Genomic DNA, 25,160 nt, shown 5'->3' with positions numbered 1-25,160 from the left:
CCTTACGGCACGGTTTCCAGCAAACGGCACCCGCCCGCGATGAACACCAGCCGCACCCAGTGCCGGGCAAACACCAGCATCTGGCTGAGCAGCACCAGCAGGGCCGCGGAAAACCAGGTCACCGGCGTCACCTGTCCCATCAGCCACAGCAGGCTGCCGATGACGAGCAGCCACAACAGCGTCGTCGCAAGATACAACCCGATGGTCGTGCCCGGACGGTGGACAAACAGCCCCCACCATGCCCGTAGGCGGCCCTTCCACGACCGCTGCGGCGCATGCACCACCAGCGCCAGCTTGAGGTAGTCCATCACCAGATGAATGCTCCAGAACATCGCCAGCCCGGTGCCAAGGCCAAGCCACTGCATGAGGTCAGCGCGCCACGGCGTCGTCTGGTTTTCGGTCACGAGGCTGTACAGCGGCCCCCAGGACAGCACCAGCACACCGCCGGCTATGGCGAGCAGCAGCCCCGTGAGCAGCCCGGCCGCCAACAGCGGCAGCGCATACCGGCGGCAGTCCGCCCAGAACGCGCGCGGCGCTTCGCGTGGCGCAAAAGTGGCAATGATGCCGCCGGACAGGAATGTGATGATGAGGTAGCCGATCAGCAGGGCGAGTCCAGAGGTGATGGCCAGACGGATGGGAAAGGCGCTTTTCCCGATGCGGAGCGCCACGAACAGCCATTCGATGTCGAGGGTGTCCTTCAGCAGACGTTCGGCAAACAACGAGGCGCTGTTGACCGCACTGAGCCAGAGAATGACCGGGAGCAGCGCCAGTACGGATAGCCCCAGGTTGACCAGCGTCAGCAGCAAGGCCCACTTTGCCCCGGACGTTGCCCGGCGCAGGCTGTCAGAAAGAAGTGCAGGCAGCATCAGGAAACACTTGACGGACACACGGTGCAGGGTGAGCAACGCGACGGGTGGGAACGCCAGACGGCCCCGATTCAATCAAGTCGGGCTGCCAAGTGCAACCGGCCGGCCGCAGCAGTTTTTGGCTTGCGCGTCGGCCGTGGAAAACCTAGTTTCAAGGTCTCGCAGTCTGGTCATATCCGTTGCACCCATGGCGCTGTTCAAAACGTTCGGTGCGGCCGTCTTTGGCATTGACGCCCACCTGGTACAAGTCGAAGTCCACCTTACGCCGCACATGGGCGACAGCCAGCCCACTGTGACCATGGTTGGTCTGCCGGATGCGGCTGTCCGGGAAAGCCGTGAGCGGATTCGCGCCGCCATTGCCAACTGCGGGTATCTGTTTCCAAACCAGCGGATGACCGTCAATCTCGCCCCGGCCGACCTGCGCAAGGAAGGCTCCGGGTTTGACCTGCCGATTGCGGTTGGCGTGCTTGGGGCAGCCGGCGATTGGCGCGGCCGGTATGTGGCGGAGACGCTGTTTGTCGGCGAACTGTCCCTGGACGGCCAGGTGCGCCCTGTCAAAGGTGCGCTCTCCATGGCGCTCAAGGCACGGGAAAACGGCCTGCGGTACATGGTTGTGCCCCGCGACAACGCCCCCGAAACGGCCGTGGTCAGCGGTCTGGCCACCTATCCGGTGGATTCCCTGGCGGATGTGCTGAACCTGCTGGAAAGCGATCCGCTGCCGCCGCCGTTCACCGTGGATGTCTCGGCCATGCTGGCGGCAACCACCGACGGCCACGCGGACTTCCGGGACATTCGCGGGCAACTGCACGTGCGCCGTGCCATCGAGGTGGCCTGCGCCGGCGGGCACAACATCCTGATGATCGGGCCGCCGGGTTCAGGCAAGACGATGCTCGCCCGTCGGATTCCGACCATCCTGCCGCCGTTGACCTTCGAGGAAGCCCTTGACGTGACGCGCATCCATAGCGTCGCCGGGTTGACGCAGCGGCAGGGTCTGGTGTGCGAGCGTCCTTTTCGCAACCCCCACGTCACCGTTTCGGATGCCGGTCTCATTGGCGGCGGGGCGGCTCCGCGTCCAGGAGAAGTCAGTCTGGCGCACCACGGCGTCCTGTTTCTGGATGAACTCCCCGAATTTGACCGCAATGCGCTCGAAGTGCTGCGCCAGCCGCTTGAAGACGGCAAGGTGACGATTTCACGGGCGGCAATGTCGCTGACCTTTCCGGCGCGCTTCATGCTGGCGGCGGCGATGAATCCCTGCCCATGTGGTTTTTTCAACGACCCCACCCGCGAATGCCAGTGCACGCCGGCCCAGATTCAACGGTATGTCGCCAAAATCTCCGGCCCGCTGCTGGACCGGATTGACATTCACGTGGACGTTCCGGCCGTTCATTTCCGGGAACTGGCCACCGATGCGCCCGGTGAAGACTCCGCCACCATCCGGGCGCGGGTGATGCGGGCGCGCGAACGCCAGCTCGAACGCTTCAGAACACGCGACAAGACAAAGCCAGCCATGTTTTGCAATGCGCACATGACGCCGCAGGCTATCCGGCGCTACTGTCGGCTTGACAGTGCCGGCCGGCAGATGCTGGAGACGGCTATGGCACGCTTGGGGCTTTCGGCGCGGGCGTATGACCGCATCCTGAAGGTCAGCCGGACCATTGCCGACCTTGAAGGCGCAACCAACATCGCGGCGCACCACGTGGCCGAAGCCATTCAGTACCGCAGTCTTGACCGGAGTTACTGGAAGTAGCCCGCAAGCTGCCAGTTGCATGGAGTTTGCCAATGCTTGCCGTCGGACAGACCGAAACCGTCACCTACGTCGTCACCAAACACGATACCGCGCACGGCCTGTCGGCCGAGTGGAGGGACGGAAGCTACCAGGATGCCTACATTGATGTGTTTGCCACCATTCGGATGATTGCCCTGATGGAACTTGTCTGTGGGCGGATGCTGGAGCGTATCCAGGCGGCGGGTGAACTTTCCGTCGGCGTGGAAGTCAACGTACGCCATCTGGCTCCGACACCAGTTGGCGCGACGGTCACGGCCACGGCAACCTATCTTGGAAACGACGGAAAATTTCATCGGTTTCGCGTCGAAGCCTTTGACCCGGCCGGTAAAATCGGCGAAGGCGAACACACCCGCGCCATCGTCACGGTCGAACGCCTGCTGGCCGGCGCACAAAAACGCTTGATGTCACGGTGACTGCCATGCCTCTTGCACGCCTTGCTATCGAAAACCACATTGCCTTCCTGACACTGGCTTCCCCACCGCTCAACGTCCTGAGTTTGGCGATGATGCGCGAAATCAACCAGCTTCTCGACGCGCTGGGGCGGAAGCCGGCCAACAGCTTTCATGCCATCGTCATCACCACCGAACCGGAGTGCACGGCCTTTTCAACCGGCATTTCGGTCGAAGACCACAAGCCTTCCACGGCTTACCAGACGCTTCAGGAATTTCACACCATCTACCGCAACCTGCGGACGCTGTCCAAGCCGGTGGTCGGCGTCGTACGGGGGCAGGCTTTCGGCATGGGCTGTGAACTTGTGGCGTACTGTGACCTGGTTATCGCCGTGGCGACGGCAACCTTTGGGCAACCGGAAATCCGGTTTGGGCTATATCCCGCCACGTCCAGCGTGCTCCTGCCGCGCATCATCGGCTGGCACCGCACCCTGCGGATGGTCTTGCTGTCGGAAGTGCTTGACGCCGCCGAGGCCCAGCGCGTGGGACTGGTGGATTACGTCGTCCCGCCGGAGCAACTCGCTGTCAAAACCGAAGAACTGCTGGCCGTTCTGCGCGGCTGGAGTGCGCCGGTGCTGGAATCCGCCCGGCGTGCGCTGCATACGGCGTATTTTCACGACATCGAAGCGGCCATGCAGGCCGTCGAAGACCAGTATCTCAACCAGTTGATGAGCTATAGCGACGTGCAGGAAGGGCTGCTGGCGTTCCGGGAAAAACGGAAACCCAACTGGAAACACCACTGACCGGAAGCCACCGCCCATGCGCCTTGACTCGTTCCTCAAAGTCAGCCGGCTCGTGCCACGGCGTACCGTGGCGCAGCATTTGTGTGAAGCAGGGGCCGTGCTCGTCAACGGGCTTCCGGCAAAAAGCTCACGGCCGGTCCGGCCCGGCGACACGTTGACGCTGCACCTGCGCCGCCGGCGGCTTGTCGTGCGCGTGCTGGCCGTCCCGGAAACGAAAAGCGTCAAAGCGCCGGCGGCGCTCTACGAACGGCTCTCCGAAGAGCTTTTGGCCGAAGAGTTTTTGGCTGAAGCACCCCTGACGCCGGTGGAAGATGTCCCTTAGCCCCGCACACCGACAACTCATGGTCGAAGCCTATGCGCAGTTGCAGGAAGCCACGCAGCTTGTGCAGGACATCCTCACCGGACGGGCCGGCTTTGAACTGTTTGATGCCGCCTGTGATGCGCTCAACGTGGCCGCCGTCAAGCTGCGCTTCATTCAGCTTGAGCTGGCAGAAAACCCAGCGGAGATGGAAACCGACATCACCGCCGAGGACGACACCCTGCCCCCGGACTGAAAAGCCACGCCGCCCGGCGCCAGGACGGCCGGTGTTGAATCCGGCGCAGACGTGCACCAATATCATTGCCCGAAGACAATGCTGGACACCGGCCCAGTGGCCTGCCTATGCTGCGTTCACCGTCTGATCCCTTCCTCGGATAGCACCATGCGATATTGCCCGGTCTGCAAGCAGTGTTACGACGACACCGATTTGCGCTGCACAAAAGACGGGATATTTCTGGCCGAGGCCTTTCCCGGAACACGCATCATCAGCGGCAAGTATCGTCTCGACGCCCTCATCGGCCAGGGCGGCATGGGCTCGGTCTATCGGGCGACGCATCTGGAACTCGACCGCACGATTGCCCTGAAGATCGTGCTGCCTGATTTTGTCTCCAACCAGGAAACCCTGGAGCGCTTCCGCCAGGAAGCACGGGCGGCGGCGCGGCTCAACCATCCCAATGTCATCAGTGTATATGACTTTGGCATCCTGCCGACCGGCCAGGCGTACCTCGCTATGGAACTGCTGACCGGGCATTCCCTGCGCGAAGAACTGGAACGCCACGAACGGCTGTCGCCGCAGCGGATTGTGTCCATTCTGCGGCCCGTCTGCCAGGCTATCCATGCGGCGCACGAAGCCGGCGTCGTCCACCGGGACATCAAGCCGGACAACATCATCCTGCTCAGCAAGCCCGAAACCGGCGAAGAAATCGTCAAGGTCGTGGACTTCGGCATTGCCAAGCTCAAGGAACGGCCCGGGACTACGGTTTCCAACCTCACCGAGCCGGGACTGGTGATGGGTACGCCACACTACATGTCGCCGGAACAGTGCCGGGGCGAAGAACTCGACCGGACATCGGACATTTACTCACTCGGCGTCACGCTGTACGAACTGCTGGTCGGCCACGTCCCCTTCGATGCGCCGACGCCATCGGCCGTCATCATCCAGCATGCGGTTGACCCGCCGCCGCTGATGCGGCGGCTGCGCCCGGACATTCCCGAAGAAATCGAGCGCGTCGTGCTCAAGGCGCTGTCGAAAGCGCGTGAACGGCGGCAGCCAACGGCCCTTCTGCTCTGCCAGGAATTTGAGCACGCCCTGCGGGAAGCCGAGGAAACAGCCGCCGCACTCAACATCGCCAAGATTTCGGCCACGTTCCCCACCCTCGATCTGTCGCAGATAAAACCGGTCGAGTTGAAACTGGTCGCCACCCTGACCGGGCATGAACACGTCGTCAAGAGCCTGTCCTACCACGGCAGTGGTGACTGGCTGGCCTCGGCCAGCGGCGATGGGAGCGTTCGCCTCTGGGACCTGCGGACACACCGTGAAATCGGACTGTTCAGCGGCCACGAATACTCGGTCAATGCCGTGGCCATTGCCCCGGATGGACTCCGCTTGGCCAGCGGCGGGGCCGACGGCACGGCCCGACTCTGGACGCTGCGCGATGCCACTGAAATTGCTTCCTTCGGGCACCGGACGGCCGTGCGCGCCCTGCTGTTTGCTTCTGACGGCCGCTGGCTCATCACGGCGTTTGACACGGAAGTGAAAATCTGGGACGCCCTGCGGCAACGCCAGATTGCTTCCTTTCTCGGCCACATCAAAACCATTGACGCGCTGGCGCTCTCCCCGGACGGGCATACGCTGGCTTCCGGCGGCGCCGATGATGCCATTCACTTCTGGGACCTGATTTCCAAAACGGAACAGACCATGCTGCGGCGGTCCGGCCATGCGCCAACGTCACTGGTCTATCTGCCCGACGGCCGCCTGGTTTCCGGCGGCCGGGACGGACAGTTGTGCCTCTGGCACGCCACTGAAACCAGCCCGCTCCAGACGGTCGAAGCCCATCTCGAAGCCATCCGGGCGCTGACGCTTTCGCCCGATGGCCGGTGGCTCGCCTCCAGTGACTGGAATGGTGTCATCAAGCTCTGGTCCACGCAGGATTTCACCAACCTTGTCACCGTCGAGGCCCACGATGGCGCAGCGCAATCCCTGGCGTTTGCGCCGGACGGCCGGCATCTGGCCTCCGGCGGAGCAGATGCCCTCATCCACCTCTGGCAACTTACGCCGATAGCGGACTAGCTTCCTCCCTGCAACGTTCAGAGCAACGCTCGCGCCTGAGCGTCAAGCGGTTCCACTTCCACCAGGACATCATAAAAGGTAGCACCGCCGCCAAGGTCGGTCAGCGCCTGCCCCGTGGTGGCATTCACGTTGCGGCCATCGGGGCTGAACTTGGCCCACCAGATGCCGGGCGCATAGGCCACACCCGGCCGGATTCGCCCGGAAACCCGCGCACGGACGCAAAAGGCCCCCCGGTCGTTGAACACCCGGACCATCTGCCCGTCGCGGATGCCCCGTGGCTCAGCGTCGGACGGATGCAGCTCGACGATGGGTTCCTTTTCGACGCGGCGGAGCGAATCCTGATTGACGAAGGTCGAATTGAGAAAGTTATGCGCCGGCGGTGAAATGAGCGCCAGCGGATAGCGCGCCGCCAGCGGTGGATTGCTGTGTACGTTTTCCCGTGGTGGCACATAGGCCGGCAGCGGGTCCATCCCCTGGCGTGCGAGGCTTTCAGAGTAGAACTCGCATTTTCCCGAAGGCGTTGGAAAACCACCTTCGGCAAAGGGCGCAAACGGGCTGGGCAGATTGAGCCGCACGTAGCCTTCCGCGCGCAGCCGCTCAAAGGTGATGCCTTCCATCCACGGGTGACGAACATCCAGCACGGCCCGGATGAGCTGCTCGTCGCTTTCCTGTAACTCCGGCTCGGTGTAGCCCATGGCTTGCGCCAACAGACGAAAGACATCGGAGTTTGATTTCGCCTCACCCAGTGGCGGAATGGCCGGCTCGTTGAACATCAGCGACAGATGCCCATACGGTTTGACCACATCCATGTGTTCGAGCTGGGTCGTCGCCGGCAGCACGATGTCGGCATAATCGGTCGTATCGGTGAAAAACTGTTCGTGCACGACCGTAAACAGGTCTTCCCGACGCAGTCCGGCGAGGACCTGATTCTGATCGGGCGCAATGGCCGCCGGGTTCGAGTTATAGACGTAAAGCGCCAGCACCGGCGGGTCAAAGCCGGCCGGGCGGCCGGCTTCATCCCGATTCATCAGGGCTTCGCCAAGGCGCGTCATGTTGATGGTGCGCGTTCCGGGCGGAATCCAGTCCGGGCGCTCCAGCGCCGCGTAGTTGAGCGGAAACGTCCCCGAAGTTGAAAGCAGAATGCCACCGGCCGGATGTCGCCACGCCCCGACCAGCGCCGGAAGACAGGCAATGGTGCGGACGGCCATGCCCCCGCCGGCATGCCGCTGCAAGCCATAGTTGATCCGAATGGCGCTGGGCTGCGTCCGGGCATAAGCCCGCGCCAGTCCGACGATGGTGGCTTCATCGAGACCAACCATCGGTGCGACGGCAGCCGGCGTGTAGGACTGCAACCGCTCGCACAGCGCCTCGAAGCCCAGCGTGTAGCGGGCTACGTAGTCGGCGTCATACAACTGCTCATCCACGATGACGCGCATCATTGCCAGCGCCAGTGCCGCATCCGTACCAGGGATGATGGCCAGATGTTCATCGGAAGCCGCCGCCGTGCGTGTCCGGTAGGGATCAATGGTGACGACCCGCGCTCCGCGCTTTTTGGCTTCGAGCACATAGCGCCACAGATGGACGTTCGAGGTGACCGGATTGCTTCCCCAGATGAGAATGAACTTCGACTCGGCGAAGTGCCGGGCTTCCATCCCGATGCTCGCGCCAATCGTCGCCTTGTAGCCGGCCGCGCCGGCCGTGGCGCAGATGGTACGCGCCAGCAGGGAGGCCCCCATGCGGTGGAAAAAGCGCCGGTCCATGCCCTGTCCCTGTACCAGTCCCATCGTTCCGGCGTAGCTGTAAGGCAGAATGCACTGCGGCCCACAGGTTGCGATCAGGTCTTTCCACCGTCCGGTGATTTCGGCAATGGCCTCGTCCCAAGTGATGCGGGTAAACCGGCCCTCGCCCTTTTTCCCACAGCGGCGAAACGGGTGCAGCACCCGTCGCGGGTCATAGACGCGCTCCAGGTACTTTGACACCTTGGCGCACAGAAAACCGGCCGTATCGGCGTGGCGGGCATCGCCTTCGACCTTGATGGCGCGGCGCGCCGCACCCGTGCCTTCTGTGGTGACGGCAATAGCGCAGGTGTCCGGGCAATCATGTGGACACGCAGCATGAACGACATTCAGGGCAACCATACGTTCGTCTTTTCCCGGTTGGCAGCAATTGGTTGTGACGAAGGCATGTCCGAAACGACACAACTTCGCTATAGTTAGCCTATACTTTTTGAAAACCTGCCTCGCGTCCAGTGCGGAGTCGCCCATGAAGCACAAAGCCGTCTTCACGAAAGTTCGCAAACTCATCAATGAGCGGGAACTGGCCGCTGACAACCTCGATCAGGCGGAAGACGCGCTGGTGTCGCTTCTCGAAAAAGACCGGCAGTGTGACTGGGCTTATGGGCTGCTGGCTGAAATCCAGTACTGGCGCGGCGAAATGGCGGCCCCCAAGGACAAGCTGGCCCTGTTTGAACAAGGCGTGGAATACGGCGAGGAAGCCGTCCGAGTCAACGAAAACTCTCTGGAGGGCAACTTCTGGCTGGCCGTCAACTATGGCATGTATGGCAACGAGAAAGGGATTCTGAAGAGCCTTTCGCTCATCAAGCCCATTCAGCGGTGCGCCGAACGGGTCATCGAAATTGACGAATCCTACTTTTACGGTGGCCCGTGGCGGGTGCTGGGGCGCATCTACGACAAGGTGCCGGGCTGGCCCGTCTCCATTGGCGACAAACGTAAAGCCATCGAGTGTTTTGAAGCCGCGCTCGAATTTGGCCCCAAGTTCTATCTCAATCACCTCTACATTGCCGAATGCTACCTGTCACTCGGCAACAAGGCGAAGGCCAGACACCACTTGCAGTGGATTCTGGATGCACCGCTTTCCCGCCACCACGAGCGCGAGGATGAAGGCTACAAACGCGAAGCGCGGGCATTGCTCAGGAAGCTCTAGGCTGACCTGCCCGGTGCGTCGTCCGGCATGCCGTGTTTTCAGGCGCGCTACAGCTCGATGACCTGCCCCGGAACGAGCAGCTTCTGGTTGATGAGTTCCTGAACGAGAAGCAGCGTTTCGAGGTCATCCCGCAGTTCGTCGCAGCACTGGTCAAGGGTCCGTGAACCGTCGAACAACTGCCGCACGCGCTCGATGTTGGCGGCAAATTCACCTTCCTGGGCAATCTGCTCGGCGACTTCCGGCGCGCGCTCAAAACCATCACCACAGATGAAGGTCTGGTCGCGGTTGGGAAGCTCGGCAATGAGGTGCTCGACTTCATCAAAGCGCCGGAAGGCTTCCATCAGCAACTGCTGGGGATTGAGCTTGATGACCGGCTCGCGGCCGATGGACAGCGAGCGGAAGGTGAAGCTTCCGGTCGTCCAGCCCACGAGCCGGAAAAAGGCCCGTTCGGCGCGGACTGCGCCATATTCGATGTCCAGAATGAACCCATCCCGAAAATAAACCCTGGCTTCTTCCTGCTGGCGCGTCAGCAGCAGGAGTCCCGTGCGGCGGCCGGTTTCGAGCATCTGGATGACTTCGGCCAGACTGACCTGCGCCAGCTTGCCCTGCAAATCCACGGGCGGCCGCACCCGCTTGAGCAGACGTTTGACGCGGTGGCGAATTTCCATGGGGCGGAAGGGTTTGGACCAGTAATCCTCCACCCCCATGTCAAAGGCGGCCATGCGCTCGGCTTCGCTGTCGGCTGAAGACAGGCAGACGAAAGGAATATGCGCGCAGTCCGGCTGCGAGCGAAGCCACTCAAAAAACTGGCTGCCGTCCATTTCCGGCATGTTGAGGTCGCTGATGATGAGCGCTGGCTGGTGGGCCTTGACCATCTCACAGGCCACCCGCCCGTTTGATGCCATGAGGATTTGCGGGCCGAGGGAGCGCAGACTGGTTTCCAGGACGTTCAAAATCCCCGGCTCGTCATCCACGATGAGCACCGACAGTTCGGGGAAGTATTCATCCGGGTCGCGTACCGTCGCCTGCTTGCGCTGCCACGTGCTCGACACCTGTCCAACCGTGGCGACGTTGTCCGCTTCGAGACCGACCAGCAGCTTGAGTTCCCGGCGGTAGAGAATGTCTTTCGGCCCCAGGTCCGGCATCAGGTTGACAAAGTCCGCCGCCCGCACCGTATCACCCAGTTCCATCAGGTGCTCGACAATCTGTTTGGCACGTCCGAAGGCGTCGTCATAGCGGCGCAGGCGGTGGTTGATCTCAAACAGCTTGCGCCAGACATCAAGCCGGGTTTCCCCGGAAGCCAGCCGCTCTGCCTTGCGGCACAGAAGCATTCCCTGCTCAAAGTCCAGACGGTCGAAATAAATTGTCGCCGCTCGCAGCATCACCTCACAGGCTTTTTGTGGCTCACCGCGCTCCTGATACAGCAAACCCAGTTCCTGCAGAGCGCCCAGGTTGCGTGGGTCCTGTTCAAGTTCGCGTTCATGACGCTCAATGGCGCTGTTGAGCTTGGCATTGTCAAGCAGGTTGGTCACTTGTGCGCGGGCATTCAGAATCCGATCAAACAGTCCCATGGCAACCTCGAATGTCACCTTGGTACAACGCCGGGGAAAGCGTCGCCACGGTCATCAACAGACTGAAAAACAGAATAGACGATGCGCAAAGATATGGCTTTGGAACAATCGGGCCCAATCGTGCCATAATCTGGCCGCCACGGGCTACCCTCACGCTGATCGCGGCACGAGCAACCCGCGGTCAACGAGTTCACGTACGAGAAGCAGCGTTTCGAGGTCATCGCGCAAGGACTGGCAGCAGGTTTCCAACGTGCGGGTGCCGTCGAAAAGCTGGCGAATCGTCTCCAGATTGGCCACGAATTCACCGCCCTGCGCCAACTGCTCGGCCACTTCCGGAGCTTTTTCAAATCCCGGCCGACAGACGAACACCTCATGCTGATTTGGCAGGGACGACAACACGCGCTCGACTTCATCGAAGCGCCGGAAGGCTTCCATCAGCAACTGCTGCGGAGTCAGTTGAATGACCTTTTCACGCGCCATCGGCATGGTGCAGAAGGCAAAATCACCGCTGGTCCAGCCCACCAGATGAAACACCGCCCGCTCCCCGGACAAGGTTCCACACTCGGCATTGAGGATGAAGCCATCCCGGAAGTACAGGTACGCCTGCTCTGCACCGGATTCGATGGTCAGCAATCCCGTACGGCGGCCGGACTCCAGAATCTGGATGATTTCAGCGAGGTTGACCTGGGACAGCTTGCCCTGAAAATCCACGGGCCGCCGCAGACGCCGCAGCAGATGCTTGACGCGGTAGCGGATTTCCGTCGGATGAAAGGGTTTGGTCCAGTAGTCCTCGACGCCCATCTCAAAGGCGGCGACACGTTCTGCCTCTGAGCCAATCGAAGACAGGCAGATAAAGGGCACCCGCGCGTGTTCGGGTTGTGACTTCACCCACTCAAAGAACTGGCTGCCATCCATGCCCGGCATGGCGAGGTCACTGATGATGAGCGAAGGCGCGTACTTCTTGACCTTTTCGCAGGCCATGTGACCGTTTGCGGCCGTGATGATGCGTGCGCCAAGCGTCCGCAGGGATGATTCGAGGATTTCCAGCAACTCCGGCTCGTCATCCACAATCAGGATGGTCTGTCCCGGAAAGTACTCATCAGCGCTCCGTTGGCCGGAGGTTGCCCGCCGCCAGGTGCCAACAGCCGTTCCAGTTGCACCCGTCTGGCGCGGCACAACCCCGGCCATGGCTTCGAGGATTTGCCGGTATTCGGCATCCTTGGCTCCCAAGTCCGGCATGGCGGAGACAAAGTTGGCAGCCCGCTTCGTGTTGCCACGTTCCACAAGGGTTTCGACGATCTGCTTGGCCCGCTCGAAGGCCTCTTCCATGCGACGCAGCTTGTAGCTGAGGTAAAACAGTTTGTGCCACAGCTCAACCCGCAGATCGCCTGCTGCCAGCCGTTCGGCCTTGCGGTAGCTGACCAGCGCCTGCTCCGTATCGTTGCGCTCAACAGCAATTTCACCGGCCCGACAAAACACATCGCAGGCCTTTTGGGTCTGGCCGTGTTCCTGGTAGAGCCGTCCCAGCTCCAGCAAGGTCGGAAGGTGCTTCGGATCGGACTGCAGGATGCGTTCGCACTGCTCAATCGAAGCCACCAGCGCCGAGGTATCCTGGATATTCGACACCTGCTCGCGCGCACTTCGGACGTGGTCAAAGAGTCCCATAAAACCCGCTCACAAAGATTGAGTGGTGCCGACCCAGCCCGACGTTCGCAGCCGCTTCGAGTGCTTTCCTGGCGATGCCCGGATGCTCAGTGTTTGGCCCGGACGACACGAAAGCCTCCGTTGAACCAGTAGTTCAACGTGGGGTCGAACCGAAACCGCGAAGTCGGACGGCACGGCACGGTGCTAAAATACCACGAACACCCCCGCAGCACCTTATGCGTGCCACGCGGTGAACCTTTCGGATTCGTCTGCGGTTCGGCTGGATAGGAGCCGTACCAGTCGGCGCACCATTCCCACACATTGCCCATCAGGTCATAAATCCCCAGTGCGTTGGGGGGGCTGGTTCCGACCTCATGCGGTGCGCCGCCACTATGGTAGCTGTCCCAGCCAATCGGGCTGTTGCGGGCAACATATTCCCATTCGGCTTCCGTCGGTAAGCGGTAGAGGTCCCCCGTCCGTTCACTCAGCCAGACGCAGTAGGCGTTGGCATCATCCCAACTCACCCGCACCACCGGGTGATGGGGATAGTCCAGAAAGTAGTTGCGCAGCCGGGCAAAGTTTGGTTCTTCGGGATAGGGACGGCCAGTGGCGTCACAGAACGCCTTGTACTGGGCGTTTGTGACTTCATACTTGCCAATCTCAAAGTCGGAGAGTGTCACCCGGTGCACCGGCTGCTCATCCGGCTGCCCATCAAGGCTGCCCATCTCAAAGGTCCCACCTTTGACGGCCACGAGTGCCGGCAGCAGGGCGCGGGTATCGTCCGGCGCGGTCGTCGGAACGAAGGTCTGACGGTTGGACGTTTCGCTCCGGCTCCGCAGGGCTTCCACCGTGGGGCGCGTCGCCACGCTGGCCCCGCCCCCCAGAAAGAACTTTTCGACAATCCGGTAGGTGATCAGACTCACCACCAGCAGCAGCAGGCAGCTCACACCCGCCAGGAAGAACTTGAACCCCTTGCCGGTCGGACGCTCTCCCGTTCCACTCAAATCCGCAAAGGCCTGCGCCAGTCCGTCCACCAGGCTGGCCGGTGGTGGCGCCGGCGCCGGCGGAGCATCCCGCTTGACGGCGGCTTCGTTGAGCACAAAACCCGTGCGTTCGGAAACCACCGGCAGCGACCGCTTGGCGAGAGTCACTTTGGCATCCCGGCGCACCGGCGGATTCGCCTGCGACGCCTGGGCGCTCTCAGCCGGCGCAGATGCTGCCGGTGCAGGCGCTGCCGGCGCGGACAACTCCGCCTTTGCTGCTCCCTCCGCCGCATCCGGCGACGGCTCCAGCAGGGACAACAACTCCCCGATACTTTTTGCCTGGCTTTGCGCGTCGCGGGCCGTGGCTTTGGCGACCAGGCAGACAATTTCCATGGAGACCGCCGGGTTGACCGTACGCGGGTCCGGCACCGGCAACAGATCGGAGGTCTCGTCAAAATCCGTCCGAAAGTTATAGGTCGAGCGCCGCTCCGGCACCGGCTGGCCCGTCGCCATCTGGTACAGCATCACCCCCAACTGGTGAATATCCCGGCGGATACCCTGGGCTACGTCCTCCGGTGCGGGTGACTTGGCCGCCAGGCGGGACTGGGGAATGCCGCAATCGAGGACACGCGGCGGCTGGTCCGGGCTCAGGATAATGTTGTCAAACCGTAGCTCCTGACCATAAAAGGCAAATTGTTCGTGCATGCCATGGACAATGCGCGCCATCCCCAGAAAGAGATCGAGGGCTTCCTGGGCCGGCAAGGGCGCGCCGTAGGCTTTGAGGTAATCCCCAAGTCTTTTGTTCATGGCAGCGTTATCCAGCGTGGGCGATGGAGGATCGAGCGCGGTCGGCATGGGCGGCTCTCTTGATAGCAGGGATTGGGAGGACGTGCTTCCAATCTACGCCGCCTGCCACAGGTACTCAACAATGTACTCAAACGTACTTTGACAGCCGATGCTTACGTGCGAAGGGGAAGCTTTTCCCACTCCCCTCAACGGAGTAGACGGGAGATGTCTGTTTTGGCGGAAAGACAAGCTAGCCGTTTTTCTTCCCGCCCTCGTCCGCCTCGGCTTCTTCGGCCTTTTCGGCTTCGATGAGAACGTTCCGGTACGGCTCGGCCAGGCGAATGAGTGCCTTGGCCCGCAAGCCGCGCAGATATTCCCTGATTTTGGCGTCGGCGCGCTGCTGCGCAATCAGACGTTTGACCAGATCGCGCACTTCGGCAAAGGGCTTGACCGAAGGCGGACGGCGGGCATCGAGCCGGAGAATCTGGTAGGCCTTTTCCAGCTTCAGAATGGGCGTCACCTCACCGGGCTTGAGTTTGTCGAGTTCGGCCCGGAAGGCCTCGGCCAACTGGTCATCCTTGTAGGGCGGCAGCTTGCCGCCATTGGCGCGTGATGCCCGTTTTTCGTCGGAAAACTTTCGTGCGACTTCAGCAAAGGGCTGGCCGGCTTTGAGTTCAGCCTGGGCCTGCCGCGCCCGCGCCTCAGCGGCGGGTTGGGTCTCCGGCGTGAAGCCGATGTAGATTTCACTGATCTCGATTTCTCCCGGCTCGGTGAAATCAGCCGGATGGGCGCGGTAGTATTCCTCGGCTTCGCGGTTCGTCACCTGCTCGATGAGGACGCTATAGACATCCTGCCCATAGACGGCCTGGCGCAGGAACTGTCCGCGATAGCTCGTCCGAATGTCCTCCATCGTCAGGCCCTGCCGTTCCATGGCCGCGCGGCAGGCATCCAGGTTTTCGAGGTTGTTCTGTTTGCACAGTTCAAGGATCGTCGCGTTGACCTGGGCCTCGATTTCGGGCAACACGCCCATTTCCTCGGCGCGCTGCGCAATCAGGCGCTCATCAATCAGGCTGACGAGCAGCCGTGGCTGCAAACGGGCAAAGATTTCTTCCTGCCTGGCTGAGTCGTTGGGGAACTGTTCCTGAAGATCGCGCCGCAGGGCATTCTCGGCCCGGCGCAGCATCGAGCGGGTAATGAGTTCCTTGTTGACGCTGACCAGGGTTTCATCAATCACCACCGCTTCCTGGGCCGCAGTCCGCCAGCCGGCAACCATTCCCGGCAGAGGAAGCAACGCCACGCCAACCCACAGACTACAGCCGGTCATCAACCACCACGAATAAACTTTCACGTCTGGCTCCTACCGTTCAAAAAGCGTTTTTGTGTTATGCGGCCCCTGGGGCCATAGGCACGGCATGCTACGAAAAATGCTCCCTGGATGAAACTCCCCTGTGCCCGGACGGCGGATGATCGGCTGGCATCTCCGCCGTGACCGGCATCCCCAACGCTATCCCCACCACAAACCACAGCACCATGGACACTTCACCGTCTCCCAGGTTGAAATGGGCGATGCCGCTCGCGGCAAAGCCGGTGAGTGCGCCCAGCGCGCCCAGGGCAATGCCGTCGCGCAGCCGCCGCAGCAGTTGTCCGACATAAGTCAGCAGCAACCAGAGGTAGGCCGCCAGAGCCGGCAGCCCGTACCACACCGCCACCTGCAGATAGGTGTTGTGAAAGTGGCCGGGCGGCAAATCGCCATGGGCGTACAGTCCCCATTCTGCCGCGTGCAGCCGGTCGCTGTGGCGCCCGATGCCAAACCAGGGATGTTTCGCCACCAGCCCGATGCCTTCCTGCCAGACCACCAGCCGCCAGAACAGACTGCCTTCACGGACATCCACTACGGACATGTGGCGCATGGCGTAGGCATAGGCCAGCGCACTGGACAGCAGGATGCCGGCAATTGCCAGCCCCATCACCACCCGTGGTGTACCGACTGCGCCCTCCCGCCACAGCAGGTACAGCATCACGCCGACGCTGACGATGAGCCCGCCCGTCGGGCCGCGGGACAGCGTCAGCCCCAGCGCCAGCAAAAGCAGCAGCGCCAGCCCCCAGAGCCACCAGCGCCGGCGTCCGACGGTACGCCAGGCCATGCCGAGCGCCATGGAAATGAGAATTTGCAGCACCTCGGCATAGGTGACGTAGTGCGAAAAAAACCCGCTGGCGCGAAAGTCCCGCGCCGGCGCACTGGCGCGGATGCCCAACCCGGCCGGGCCCAGCAACGCCAGACGGGACTGGAGTGCCGCCCGGTCGAGCGGGGCCGTGAGCGGCAGCTCGATGCGCCGTCCGGTCACGCTCACGGGCTGGCTGGAAGGCAATGGTTTCTGCAGAACGAGGCGGGTGATGTCCTCCGGGGTACGGACGACTTCACCATCCACGCGCAACACGACATCGCCAGGCTGAAAGTACGGATGCAGAGGTGAGTCAGGGCTGAGTTCGACCAGACGCACACCACTTCCCACCAGCAGTTGATACCCGGTGTAGAGCAACCCGACCTGGGCTGAAAGCAGCAGCGTCCAGGCCAGACACCACGCCTGGGCGCGGGATTGCACCCAGAACGCCACAATGCCACAGGTCGCCATAAAGGCCACGCTACGCAGCCCATCCAGGCTCCACCGTGGCTCGTAGGACATCAGCGCCGACACGGCACACAGGACAAAAAAAAATGCCAGCGGCCACCATCGCTGCGCCGCCTCCCGCCACCGGGACGCCGATGCCGGAAGCGTGGTGTCACCAGCCGCCAACCACCGTTCCAGCCCCCACAGCAGGGCCAGCACCAGGGCACTCCCCTGCGCGCCGGCAATCGAGTGGGGTGCCAGCACGGCATACAACAGCAAAAACCACCTGGAAAGCAGCAGGAGCCTCCGCCGGAGAGATTGGTACGCTATGGATGACCGGGCCACGCCAGCTTTTTCACACCTGTCCTCAAAGTCACCACCGGCCGAGGCAGCGCTTGACCGACCACACGGCGGTTGTGTCCGTAGCGGCGGGATACTATGGTTCCGCACGTGGAAAAAACACCTGCTCTGGTGTCGTACAGCACCCTGAACATTGTCTTCACCGCCCGGTTTCTCATGGCCTTTGCCGGGGGGTTGGTTCTCTTCTCACTGGGGTGGAGCCATCCGTCTTTCCTGTGGGTCGGGGGCGCGTTCGATGTGGCCCTGCTCGGCCTGGCCCTGCTCGACGCGGCCCGGACGCCTCTTCGGGGAAGCTTCACCCTTCGCCGCCGGTGTGCGGAACGCTTTGCCATTGGCAGTGGCAATGGCGTCACCATTGAAGTCCAGAACCACCGCCCGGCTCCGCTGACGCTGTGGGTCAAGGATGAACCGCCCCCCCAGATGCAGACGCCGAAACGGGAGGGACAGTTTACGGTTCCCCCACGGGGAACGGCGACGCTGCACTATGAGCTGCTGGCGCCGGCGCGCGGGCGCTTTGAGTTTGGCAACATCGCGGTGCGGCTGCACAGTCCGTGGGGCCTCGTCTGGCGGCAGACATCCGTTCCGGCTGTGGAATCGGTCAAAGTGTACCCCGACTTTCGCGCCGCACAGCGGCAGGTCATCGAAGCCTATCGCATGGGCCGCCAGGGCGAGCGTCGGCAGCGACTGCGTGGGCAGGGTCGTGAGTTCGAGTCGTTGCGGGAGTTTGTCATCGGCGACGAACTGCGCCATGTGGCGTGGGCCGCTTCGGCCCGGCGGGGCAAGCTGGTCACGCGGCAGTACCAGATCGAGCGCAGCCAGAGCATCCTGCTGATGCTGGACTGCGGCCGCCTGATGACCGCCCGCCTTGGCGACCTGACCAAACTCGATTATGCCGTCAATGCGGCGCTGGCGCTGGCTTACGTCGCCGTGGCCGGCGGCGACCAGGTCGGGCTGCTGACCTTCACCCGCCGGGTGGATGACTTCCTGCCGCCGCGGCCCGGCGCCAGTCAACTGGGGGTTATCTTGGAGCACCTGCACGACGTACAGCCGCAGATGATTGAACCGTCCTATGCGCGGGCCTTTGCCCATCTGGGACGCCACTGCCGGAAGCGGTCGCTGGTTGTCCTGCTGACCGATGTCGTGGATGCGGATGCCTCGGCCGACCTGCTGGCGCATACGGCGGCGCTCATTCCACGTCACCTGCCGCTCATTGTCACCATCGGCGACCGTGACCTGCGCGCCTTCGTCAAACCGCCGCCGACATCACTCGATGAGGTCTATGCCCAGTCGGTGGCCGAAGAACTCCTCACCCAACGCGAACAGGCCCTGAACCGCATTGTCGAACTCGGCGGACTGGCGCTGGACGTGCCGACCGGACAGCTCTCGGTTGCCCTGGTCAACCGCTACCTCGAGGTCAAAACGCGCGGACGGCTCTGACCGCTCACGGCCAGGTGCCCCCGTCACCGCCCACCCTAGCCCCGGATGACCTTGTATTTGCTGTAGTCCACCTTGAAGCTGGATTCCGGGATGGACTGCAAGCGGATGTTGCTCAGCAGGATCGTGGTGTAGTCACTCCGGGTATGCAGCACCTGTTTGACGGGCAGCCAGTTCTGGTGCGACACCCAGACTTCGAGGCGCGTGTACTGGCTTTTGCTCTTTGGACGCAGCAGCAGTTTCGTCGTGGGCTGCCCGTCGAGGGTTTCCTCACCTTCGAGCGCCACGTCAAAGTTTTCGGAAAGCTGCCGTGCATCCGTCAGGACGGTCAGCAGACTGGTCGAGGCCGTTTTCTTGGCAATCTCGTTGGTCGTGCTGACGAAAGCCTGATTGAGCGCCGGTTCAATCAGAATGGCCTCATTGCCGTTGACGACGACGGTCTTCGACTGCGGCTCGGTGTAATCAATCCGCAGCCGCCGGACATTGCCCCCCGTGCTGAAACGCAGCGTGCCCACCTGCTGTGGCTCGCGGACGCCAAGTTGTGAGTTGACCCGCTGGTGCACCACCGTGGCGCGCAGGCCACTGAGCCGCTGACTCGCCGCCTGCAGATTCCGAATGACCGTCTGAAGGTCCACACCACCGGGTCGCGCGCTGCCCGGAAGCCCCGTGCACAGAAGTCCCATCAGGGACAGCAGCCCGCCCATAATCCATCGTCGCCGTCGTTCTCTCATGTAATGCCCTGCTCCATTGTGGCTGAAGGATGACAAACGCCCATGCTATCGCATATCCGCCGCCGGACTCACGCTTAAACCGGAAGATGTCGCCGAAATTGATGCAGCGGTGTCCGGCGCTCACTCGAACCAGACGTGATACCCGGCAATCTGGCGCCCGGACACATCGTTGACATGCTCGAAGTGTTGTACCCGTACGGGACGCTTCAAGCGTGCCGCACCAGCCTGTTCAAGCGCGACCTGCAACGTCGTCGTGGGCGGGAACTGACCGAGTTCCGCCATGCTGATGAACTCCGGGTTTCCAATGTTGCCCAGCCGGGCGGCCGCCTGGCGGCGCGTCACGGGACGCTCATCGAACCAGCTCGATGGAATCAGGAAAATGAAGGCCAGAATGAGGCAGCACAGCACGTCGTACTGCCACGAGCCACGCTCATAGTTCCACAGGACAGCCGCTTTGATGCCGCGAAAGAGCCGGTTCATCGGGGGTTATTGGGCTGGTCGGCGATGATTTTCCCATCCCGCATCGAAATGATGCGCGTGCCGATGGCCGCCGCTTCCGGGTTGTGGGTAATCATGATGACCGTCTGGTGCAGTTCCTGGTTGAGCTGCCGCAGCATGTCGAGCACGATGCGGGAGTTTTCGCTGTCGAGGTTGCCGGTCGGCTCATCCGCCAACAGCAACTTGGGACGATTGATGAGGGCCCGCGCCACGGCCACCCGCTGCTGTTCGCCCCCGGACAGCTCCAGCGGTTTGTGGTGCAGGCGCTGTTCGAGGTTGAGCAACCGGAGCAACTCGCGGCGATGGGCCGGGTCCTGCCCGTTGACCCCGCGAATCTGCTCGGCCAGACGCAGGTTGCCTTCGGCGGAAAGGGTTGGAAACAGGTTGAAACGCTGGAACACGATGCCAATCTTCTGCCGGCGGATGGCCGTTCGTTCCTGATCGCTGACGGCCGCCAGGTCCTGCCCGTCCAGGATGACCGCACCACCCGTCGGCTTGAGCAAACCGCCCAGAATATGCAGCAGGGTGGACTTCCCTGACCCCGATTGCCCGATGATGGACACAAACTCGCCGGGCCGGACAGTGAAACTCACCTCGTCCAGCGCCCGCACGGCAACCCGTCCCACCTTATAGACCATGGTGAGGGACTGCGCCGCGACGAGAACCGGAGCCGTCGCCGTGTCGGTCAGAGCAGTGGTCATACTGGGCAGGGGGTCAGGGCTGGGCATCGAGGTCCACGACTTTCAGGTTGCGGTCATTGGTCAGGGTGAAAACATCCTCCGGCAGCGAGGTCGGGTTGATTTCCGGGGACTGAAACACCACCCGCAGGGCATAGCCTTCCGCCGGGCGCATAATCCGAACCCACTCCGGGAGCAGCCGGGGCGTTCCACCATTCGTAGTATATCCGCCAAAATCCGAAATGGTGCCGAGGTCCCCGTTTTCTTCAAAAACTTCGAGCCGTGTCAATGGCGTTCCCGGCTGGGTCCGGTCAAACCAATAGGCAAAGCGCGGACGCCACGTCCCCGCCGGCTCGCCCGCCGGCTCGCGCTGCGCAACATAGAGGAGATAGTAGGTGCGTGTCACCCACTCCGGCCGCGCATCCGTCATGACGCTCTCATCCCGGCGCGTCTCAAACACCGACCAACTGATGTCCGGCGAAGCCGGCGGGATGGGTGGCGGCAGCAGCGGCATGGAGAGGTGCTGCGGACGCAGGCTGGCAAAGGCACTCACATCACGCGCCTGTTTTCCATCCGAAACCTTCACCTCGTAGGTCCTGGTATTGGAACCGCGAATGAAAGCCTGCCGGTCGGTGGGATAAAACACGGCGACCGTAAACTGCTGCCCATCCGAGGTCATATCCGCCAGCGAACCCAGCAACGACGCCTGCACCTGTAAGCGAATGCTCTGTGGACGCCGCAGCACCAGCGCCCCGCTGGCTGAAGGATAGGCTTTGCCGACGCCGCGTGTCGAATCCCGATAGTCCACAAACTGCAACTGGACGGCCGTCCGCACCGCCTGCACCTGTTGAAGGTAGGCAATGCGCCCGACCAGGTCTTCGGCAGTCACCGGTGGATTGAGCGGCAGCAGCCGTGGCAGAGCCACGCGCGAGGTCAGGCAGCCGCCGGTCAGCAGCGCGCCCAACCATAGCAGGATGAGAATTTTCCAACGCACGGCTCCCGTTTTCACGAAAGGTTGTCCTCGGGTCGGCCGTGGTTATACCGGATGGACAACCACTTTGCGGTCGTCTCCATGACCGATGCTTTCCGTTCGCACGCCCGGCTCCGTGGCCAGCGTCAGGTGAATGATCCGGCGCTCGGCGGCATTCAGGGCGCTGAAGGTGAATGGCTGACGATACTTTTTGACCTGCTCGGCCGCTGTCCGCGCCATCAGCACCAGTTCCCGTTCACGGTTGGCGCGGTAGCCATTGGCATCGAGACGTACCGCCCACCGCCCCGGCGCGTGATGATTCACGACGCGCTCCAGCAGGTGCTCCAGCGCATGAAGGACTTCCCCCCCACGGGCCAGCAACAGACCGGCATCTTCACCGACAAAGTTCACCTGCCAGACACCGGTCTGCTCGCTGATCGTGAACGTCATCCGCCATGCGCTGTGGCGGATGACCCTGGTGAGGAAATCGTGCAGGAGCGGGGTCAGACTGTCGTCATCCCGAACGGGGGTCAGTTCAGACAAAAGTGCATCGGACATCGGCATGGCATCTACCCAACCTCACGCCCACCCGGTAACACTGCCAGGCAAGGTGCAGCTACCGGAACCGACTAGGCTGGACGTGGGTTGAATTTCTTCTTTTTATCCTTTCCATCGGCGGCTGACGCATCGGCCGCGCCCCCTGGGGACGGGCTGGCAGCAGGAATGGGCGGCAGCATGCGGTTGATGATGAGTTGTTGCGTGATGCCGATGATATTTCCGGCCATCCAGTACACCACCAGCCCGCTGGGCGCACTCCAGAAAAACAGCGCCGCAAACAGAATCGGCATCACCCACACAATGATCTTGCGCTGCATCGCCAGCGCCGGGTCTTCAGGCCCCGGCGGCTGTGGCATCAGGTAACTCTGCCCAATCTGGGTCACACACAGCACGACCGGCAGGACATGCCACGGGTCAGGCATGGACAAATCCGTGAGCCAGCCGATGAACGCGGCCTGGCGCAGGTCAACCGAAAGCTGAAGATAGACGTAAATGGCGACGAAAATCGGCAACTGCAACAGAATCGGCAGGCAGCCCATGATAGGCAGGCTTTCCTTCATAAGCTGAATCTGCTCGCGCTGTAACTCCACCATGCGCGGGTCGTCCATTTTGACTTTCTGCGCCTGCAACTGCTTGAGCCGTTCGGCCAACTCCTTGTGACGCGGGGCATGGACGGCCGCCTTGCGAAACGACACGGCCGTTTTCCAGCGCAGCGGAAACAACAGCATGTTGACGACAAAGGTCAGCAGCACAATGGCCCAGCCGTAGTTCTGGGTTTGCGCATAGAAAAACCGGAGCAGCCAGTCCAGCGCCGGGATGAGCGGCCGCACAAAAAAGGCCAGCCAGCCGTAGTCGTTGAGTTCGCGCAGGTCCACATCGAGGTTGCGCTCCGTTTTGAGAAGCCGGCTTACGGAAGCCAGGTACGTCCGATCCTTCGGGCCGATGTAAATGATATTGGCTGCGGCATTGACCGTCGGCACATCCAGAAAGACGTATTCCCGCTTGACATCGCGTCCCTGAAAGCGCGTCACGGCATCCCGTCGGCTGAGCTGCACCGTGCCGGGCTGCGGCGGAATGGCCGTGAAGGCAAAGTAGTGATCGGTCAGTGCGCACCAGGCCGTATTGGGCTTGGTCAGGTAGGCGGGTTTGCCCGCGCCGGGCGGTGTCGCATCCACCGAAGTGAACGGCGTGAAGGTGGCATTTCCGCCGATGACCGTCACGGCGTGGGGTGGCGTGTGCGTGTAGCCGTCATACTCGGCAAACACCTGGTCGCCAAAATTCGGCCCCAGACGAAACATGACCGGCACCGGCGCGCCATCCTTTTGCACATCGGCCAGAAAGTCGAAGTCATAACGCCCGCCCCGAATGACATACTGCTTGACGATCTGGTAGCCCTGGGCCGTGCTAAGCCCGAAGGTCAGGGTGGCCGTCTCGCCGTCGCCCACGGACAGGGCTTCCGTGACAGCACCTTCGACCTGGTAGCGACTCTGGTTGAAGAACGCGGTCAACTCGTCCTGCCCGGTGGCAATCAGCTCAAAGGCCGCGCCGAGTTCGGTCGTCGGCGCACCGGGATCACCCCGGCGGGAAGTCGTGGTCAGCACTTCCAGTTCCGACTTGCCATCGCTTGCGCGGAGCGCGCGCCCGTTGGGCAACGCCTTGAGCACGAACCGGGTCAGGACCCCGCCCCGGTTGGAAAAGGTGGCGCGCCACAGGGGCGTCTCAACGGTGATGTCACGCGCCGGGGCATCGGTGGGGGTCAGTTCAGAAGGCGCGGCCGGAGACGCTTCGCCGGTGGTCACTGGCGATTCAGACGCCGCCGACCGCCCGGCTGCCACCGGAGCCGCCGCATCGCCGGGGGGCGGCGGGGGCGGCGCAAAGAAATACTGCCAGACCAGCATCACTGCCAGTGACAGCGCAAAGGCGAGTGCAATGCGAGACTTTTCCATCAGCCTGAACTACCTTTCGTGCGCGACGCCACCGGCGCGCTGGACCGCGGGGTCAAATCGGGGACCGGATCGTAGCCACCACGACAGAAAGGCTGACACCGCGCCAGCCGACAAACGCCCAGCCAGCCCCCACGAAAGAGGCCATACCGCGCAATGGCCTCGGCGGTGTAGTGCGAACAGGTGGGCTGAAACCGACACACCGGGGGCAGGAGAGGAGCTATCAAAAGCTGATACAGGCGAATCAGCGCCAGGGCCGCTTGCTTCAACATGGACGTTTCAACCTGCTGCCGGCGACAGTCACCTGCTCCCCGGAAGCTGGCGGGACGGAAGCTGGCGGGGGTCAGGGGGCCGGTCATCCACATCACCCAGCCGGCTCCGCCGCGCCACCGGCCGCCAGTTTGGAAAGCTTTTCCATCAGGCGGGTAAACTCCTGTTCAATGAGCGCATAGCTTGCCGTCGTCAGTTGGAACTTGGCGTTGACCACAATATCCCAGCCGACCGGCAACGTCGCCTGCTGGCGGCGGAACACTTCCCGCAGCCGGCGCCGGCACCGATTGCGCACTACGGCCGACTTCGACACCTTCCGACTGGCCGTGATGCCCAGGCGCGTTCGGCCGAGCCGGTTGGGAGCCACGAAAATGGTAAACAGTGACGAGTGCAACTGTCTGCCCTGGCGATACACCCGCTGGAACTCGCCGGGCGTCCGTAAGCGCGCCTGTTTTGTAAACCGACAGGAAACGTGGGCGACGGGCCGTTCGACATCGGTCACATCAGGGGCCGCCGCTGCGTCAGAAGCCGTAGTGTTTCACCGTCAAACGCTTGCGCCCTTTTGCCCGACGCCGCTTGAGGACGTTGCGCCCACCCTTGGTCTTCATGCGCTCCCGAAAGCCATGCGTTTTGGCCCGTTTCCGGTTATTCGGCTGATATGTGCGCTTCATCCCAATCACTTCCTTTCTTTGAAAATACGGCCGTCAGCGGTTGCCACCCGAACCACAAT

The 25,160-nt window shown here is 62.4% G+C and carries 24 protein-coding genes; 8 read left to right on the top strand and 16 right to left on the bottom strand.

Annotated features, from left to right (window positions below):
- Nucleotides 1-2: 2 nt before the first annotated feature.
- Nucleotides 3-866, bottom strand: a complete 864-nt coding sequence (locus J8C05_RS03555; protein WP_211422822.1) for a hypothetical protein — start codon at nt 864-866, stop codon at nt 3-5.
- A 187-nt stretch (nt 867-1,053) separates the two neighbouring features.
- Between J8C05_RS03555 and J8C05_RS03550 the strand changes: the two genes are divergently transcribed.
- The 6 genes from J8C05_RS03550 to J8C05_RS03525 all read left to right on the top strand — a co-directional run bounded on the left by J8C05_RS03550 (nt 1,054) and on the right by J8C05_RS03525 (nt 6,453).
- Nucleotides 1,054-2,613 carry a YifB family Mg chelatase-like AAA ATPase gene (locus tag J8C05_RS03550; RefSeq protein WP_211422821.1) on the top strand — a complete coding sequence of 520 codons (1,560 nt, stop codon included), beginning with the start codon at nt 1,054-1,056 and terminating at the stop codon, nt 2,611-2,613.
- Between the two features lie 32 nt (nt 2,614-2,645).
- Nucleotides 2,646-3,065: a thioesterase family protein gene (locus J8C05_RS03545; protein ID WP_211422820.1), complete on the top strand. Its 420-nt coding sequence runs from the start codon at nt 2,646-2,648 to the stop codon at nt 3,063-3,065.
- Between the two features lie 5 nt (nt 3,066-3,070).
- On the top strand, nt 3,071-3,844 hold the full coding sequence (locus tag J8C05_RS03540; protein WP_211422819.1) for an enoyl-CoA hydratase/isomerase family protein: 774 nt from the start codon (nt 3,071-3,073) through the stop codon (nt 3,842-3,844).
- A 16-nt stretch (nt 3,845-3,860) separates the two neighbouring features.
- Nucleotides 3,861-4,166, top strand: coding sequence for an RNA-binding S4 domain-containing protein (locus J8C05_RS03535; RefSeq protein ID WP_211422818.1), 306 nt, complete (start codon nt 3,861-3,863; stop codon nt 4,164-4,166).
- A 19-nt stretch (nt 4,167-4,185) separates the two neighbouring features.
- A complete protein-coding gene (locus J8C05_RS03530) occupies nt 4,186-4,398 on the top strand; it encodes a hypothetical protein (RefSeq protein WP_211422817.1) in 213 nt (70 codons plus the stop codon).
- A gap of 147 nt (nt 4,399-4,545) precedes the next feature.
- Nucleotides 4,546-6,453, top strand: a complete 1,908-nt coding sequence (locus J8C05_RS03525) for a WD40 repeat domain-containing serine/threonine protein kinase (RefSeq protein ID WP_211422816.1) — start codon at nt 4,546-4,548, stop codon at nt 6,451-6,453.
- Nucleotides 6,454-6,470: 17 nt separating this feature from the next.
- Here J8C05_RS03525 and J8C05_RS03520 read toward each other — a convergent pair whose 3' ends face one another.
- Nucleotides 6,471-8,591 carry a molybdopterin-containing oxidoreductase family protein gene (locus J8C05_RS03520; RefSeq protein WP_211422815.1) on the bottom strand — a complete coding sequence of 707 codons (2,121 nt, stop codon included), beginning with the start codon at nt 8,589-8,591 and terminating at the stop codon, nt 6,471-6,473.
- Nucleotides 8,592-8,715: 124 nt separating this feature from the next.
- Between J8C05_RS03520 and J8C05_RS03515 the strand changes: the two genes are divergently transcribed.
- On the top strand, nt 8,716-9,396 hold the full coding sequence (locus tag J8C05_RS03515; RefSeq protein WP_211422814.1) for a tetratricopeptide repeat protein: 681 nt from the start codon (nt 8,716-8,718) through the stop codon (nt 9,394-9,396).
- A gap of 47 nt (nt 9,397-9,443) precedes the next feature.
- Here the strand turns inward: J8C05_RS03515 and J8C05_RS03510 are convergent, their stop codons facing one another.
- The 5 genes from J8C05_RS03510 to J8C05_RS03490 form a co-directional block, all read right to left on the bottom strand.
- Nucleotides 9,444-10,967 (bottom strand): response regulator, encoded by a 1,524-nt coding sequence (locus J8C05_RS03510; protein ID WP_211422813.1) that lies wholly within the window; start codon nt 10,965-10,967, stop codon nt 9,444-9,446.
- A 150-nt stretch (nt 10,968-11,117) separates the two neighbouring features.
- A complete protein-coding gene (locus J8C05_RS03505) occupies nt 11,118-12,632 on the bottom strand; it encodes a response regulator (protein ID WP_211422812.1) in 1,515 nt (504 codons plus the stop codon).
- Nucleotides 12,633-12,718: 86 nt separating this feature from the next.
- Nucleotides 12,719-14,401, bottom strand: coding sequence for an SUMF1/EgtB/PvdO family nonheme iron enzyme (locus J8C05_RS03500; RefSeq protein ID WP_211422811.1), 1,683 nt, complete (start codon nt 14,399-14,401; stop codon nt 12,719-12,721).
- A gap of 229 nt (nt 14,402-14,630) precedes the next feature.
- On the bottom strand, nt 14,631-15,728 hold the full coding sequence (locus J8C05_RS03495; RefSeq protein ID WP_211422810.1) for a peptidyl-prolyl cis-trans isomerase: 1,098 nt from the start codon (nt 15,726-15,728) through the stop codon (nt 14,631-14,633).
- 67 nt (nt 15,729-15,795) lie between these two features.
- Entirely contained in the window at nt 15,796-17,268 is a 1,473-nt protein-coding gene (locus J8C05_RS03490; RefSeq protein ID WP_211422809.1) for an O-antigen ligase family protein, read from the bottom strand.
- Nucleotides 17,269-17,439: 171 nt separating this feature from the next.
- Between J8C05_RS03490 and J8C05_RS03485 the strand changes: the two genes are divergently transcribed.
- Nucleotides 17,440-18,786: a DUF58 domain-containing protein gene (locus tag J8C05_RS03485; protein ID WP_211422808.1), complete on the top strand. Its 1,347-nt coding sequence runs from the start codon at nt 17,440-17,442 to the stop codon at nt 18,784-18,786.
- A 35-nt stretch (nt 18,787-18,821) separates the two neighbouring features.
- Here J8C05_RS03485 and J8C05_RS03480 read toward each other — a convergent pair whose 3' ends face one another.
- From J8C05_RS03480 to rpmH, 9 genes are all read right to left on the bottom strand, one after another.
- Nucleotides 18,822-19,514 (bottom strand): LolA family protein, encoded by a 693-nt coding sequence (locus J8C05_RS03480; protein ID WP_211422807.1) that lies wholly within the window; start codon nt 19,512-19,514, stop codon nt 18,822-18,824.
- A gap of 120 nt (nt 19,515-19,634) precedes the next feature.
- Nucleotides 19,635-19,994, bottom strand: a complete 360-nt coding sequence (locus J8C05_RS03475) for a hypothetical protein (protein WP_211422806.1) — start codon at nt 19,992-19,994, stop codon at nt 19,635-19,637.
- Entirely contained in the window at nt 19,991-20,650 is a 660-nt protein-coding gene (locus tag J8C05_RS03470) for an ABC transporter ATP-binding protein (RefSeq protein ID WP_211423192.1), read from the bottom strand. Before J8C05_RS03470 ends, J8C05_RS03475 begins: the two co-directional genes overlap by 4 nt.
- A 76-nt stretch (nt 20,651-20,726) precedes the next feature.
- Nucleotides 20,727-21,683, bottom strand: a complete 957-nt coding sequence (locus J8C05_RS03465; protein WP_211422805.1) for a hypothetical protein — start codon at nt 21,681-21,683, stop codon at nt 20,727-20,729.
- 42 nt (nt 21,684-21,725) lie between these two features.
- Complete coding sequence (locus J8C05_RS03460; protein ID WP_211422804.1) at nt 21,726-22,217, bottom strand: Jag family protein; 492 nt, start codon at nt 22,215-22,217, stop codon at nt 21,726-21,728.
- A gap of 71 nt (nt 22,218-22,288) precedes the next feature.
- Nucleotides 22,289-24,163: a membrane protein insertase YidC gene (gene yidC, locus J8C05_RS03455; protein WP_211422803.1), complete on the bottom strand. Its 1,875-nt coding sequence runs from the start codon at nt 24,161-24,163 to the stop codon at nt 22,289-22,291.
- The gene (gene yidD, locus J8C05_RS03450) at nt 24,163-24,432 is read right to left on the bottom strand and encodes a membrane protein insertion efficiency factor YidD (RefSeq protein ID WP_407062869.1); all 270 of its coding nucleotides are present in this window, start codon (nt 24,430-24,432) and stop codon (nt 24,163-24,165) included. Before yidD ends, yidC begins: the two co-directional genes overlap by 1 nt.
- A gap of 92 nt (nt 24,433-24,524) precedes the next feature.
- Entirely contained in the window at nt 24,525-24,932 is a 408-nt protein-coding gene (rnpA, locus tag J8C05_RS03445; RefSeq protein ID WP_211422802.1) for a ribonuclease P protein component, read from the bottom strand.
- A gap of 19 nt (nt 24,933-24,951) precedes the next feature.
- Nucleotides 24,952-25,101 (bottom strand): 50S ribosomal protein L34, encoded by a 150-nt coding sequence (gene rpmH / locus J8C05_RS03440; protein WP_014099211.1) that lies wholly within the window; start codon nt 25,099-25,101, stop codon nt 24,952-24,954.
- Nucleotides 25,102-25,160: the final 59 nt, after the last annotated feature.

It is taken from the genome of Chloracidobacterium sp. N, assembly GCF_018304765.1.
GTDB lineage: Bacteria > Acidobacteriota > Blastocatellia > Chloracidobacteriales > Chloracidobacteriaceae > Chloracidobacterium > Chloracidobacterium aggregatum.
Note: the sequence above shows the minus strand (reverse complement) of the source record. Positions and strands in the feature narration are given on the sequence as shown.

Bases quoted from the DNA above. Each gene is read 5' to 3' on its own strand.
- J8C05_RS03555 (WP_211422822.1), bottom strand. From the start codon at position 866: ATGCTGCCTGCACTTCTTTCTGACAGCCTGCGCCGGGCAACGTCCGGG.
- J8C05_RS03550 (WP_211422821.1), top strand. From the start codon at position 1,054: ATGGCGCTGTTCAAAACGTTCGGTGCGGCCGTCTTTGGCATTGACGCC.
- J8C05_RS03545 (WP_211422820.1), top strand. From the start codon at position 2,646: ATGCTTGCCGTCGGACAGACCGAAACCGTCACCTACGTCGTCACCAAA.
- J8C05_RS03540 (WP_211422819.1), top strand. From the start codon at position 3,071: ATGCCTCTTGCACGCCTTGCTATCGAAAACCACATTGCCTTCCTGACA.
- J8C05_RS03535 (WP_211422818.1), top strand. From the start codon at position 3,861: ATGCGCCTTGACTCGTTCCTCAAAGTCAGCCGGCTCGTGCCACGGCGT.
- J8C05_RS03530 (WP_211422817.1), top strand. From the start codon at position 4,186: ATGGTCGAAGCCTATGCGCAGTTGCAGGAAGCCACGCAGCTTGTGCAG.
- J8C05_RS03525 (WP_211422816.1), top strand. From the start codon at position 4,546: ATGCGATATTGCCCGGTCTGCAAGCAGTGTTACGACGACACCGATTTG.
- J8C05_RS03520 (WP_211422815.1), bottom strand. From the start codon at position 8,591: ATGGTTGCCCTGAATGTCGTTCATGCTGCGTGTCCACATGATTGCCCG.
- J8C05_RS03515 (WP_211422814.1), top strand. From the start codon at position 8,716: ATGAAGCACAAAGCCGTCTTCACGAAAGTTCGCAAACTCATCAATGAG.
- J8C05_RS03510 (WP_211422813.1), bottom strand. From the start codon at position 10,967: ATGGGACTGTTTGATCGGATTCTGAATGCCCGCGCACAAGTGACCAAC.
- J8C05_RS03505 (WP_211422812.1), bottom strand. From the start codon at position 12,632: ATGGGACTCTTTGACCACGTCCGAAGTGCGCGCGAGCAGGTGTCGAAT.
- J8C05_RS03500 (WP_211422811.1), bottom strand. From the start codon at position 14,401: ATGAACAAAAGACTTGGGGATTACCTCAAAGCCTACGGCGCGCCCTTG.
- J8C05_RS03480 (WP_211422807.1), bottom strand. From the start codon at position 19,514: ATGAGAGAACGACGGCGACGATGGATTATGGGCGGGCTGCTGTCCCTG.
- J8C05_RS03475 (WP_211422806.1), bottom strand. From the start codon at position 19,994: ATGAACCGGCTCTTTCGCGGCATCAAAGCGGCTGTCCTGTGGAACTAT.
- J8C05_RS03470 (WP_211423192.1), bottom strand. From the start codon at position 20,650: ATGGTCTATAAGGTGGGACGGGTTGCCGTGCGGGCGCTGGACGAGGTG.
- J8C05_RS03460 (WP_211422804.1), bottom strand. From the start codon at position 22,217: ATGTCCGATGCACTTTTGTCTGAACTGACCCCCGTTCGGGATGACGAC.
- yidC (WP_211422803.1), bottom strand. From the start codon at position 24,163: ATGGAAAAGTCTCGCATTGCACTCGCCTTTGCGCTGTCACTGGCAGTG.
- yidD (WP_407062869.1), bottom strand. From the start codon at position 24,432: ATGTTGAAGCAAGCGGCCCTGGCGCTGATTCGCCTGTATCAGCTTTTG.
- rpmH (WP_014099211.1), bottom strand. From the start codon at position 25,101: ATGAAGCGCACATATCAGCCGAATAACCGGAAACGGGCCAAAACGCAT.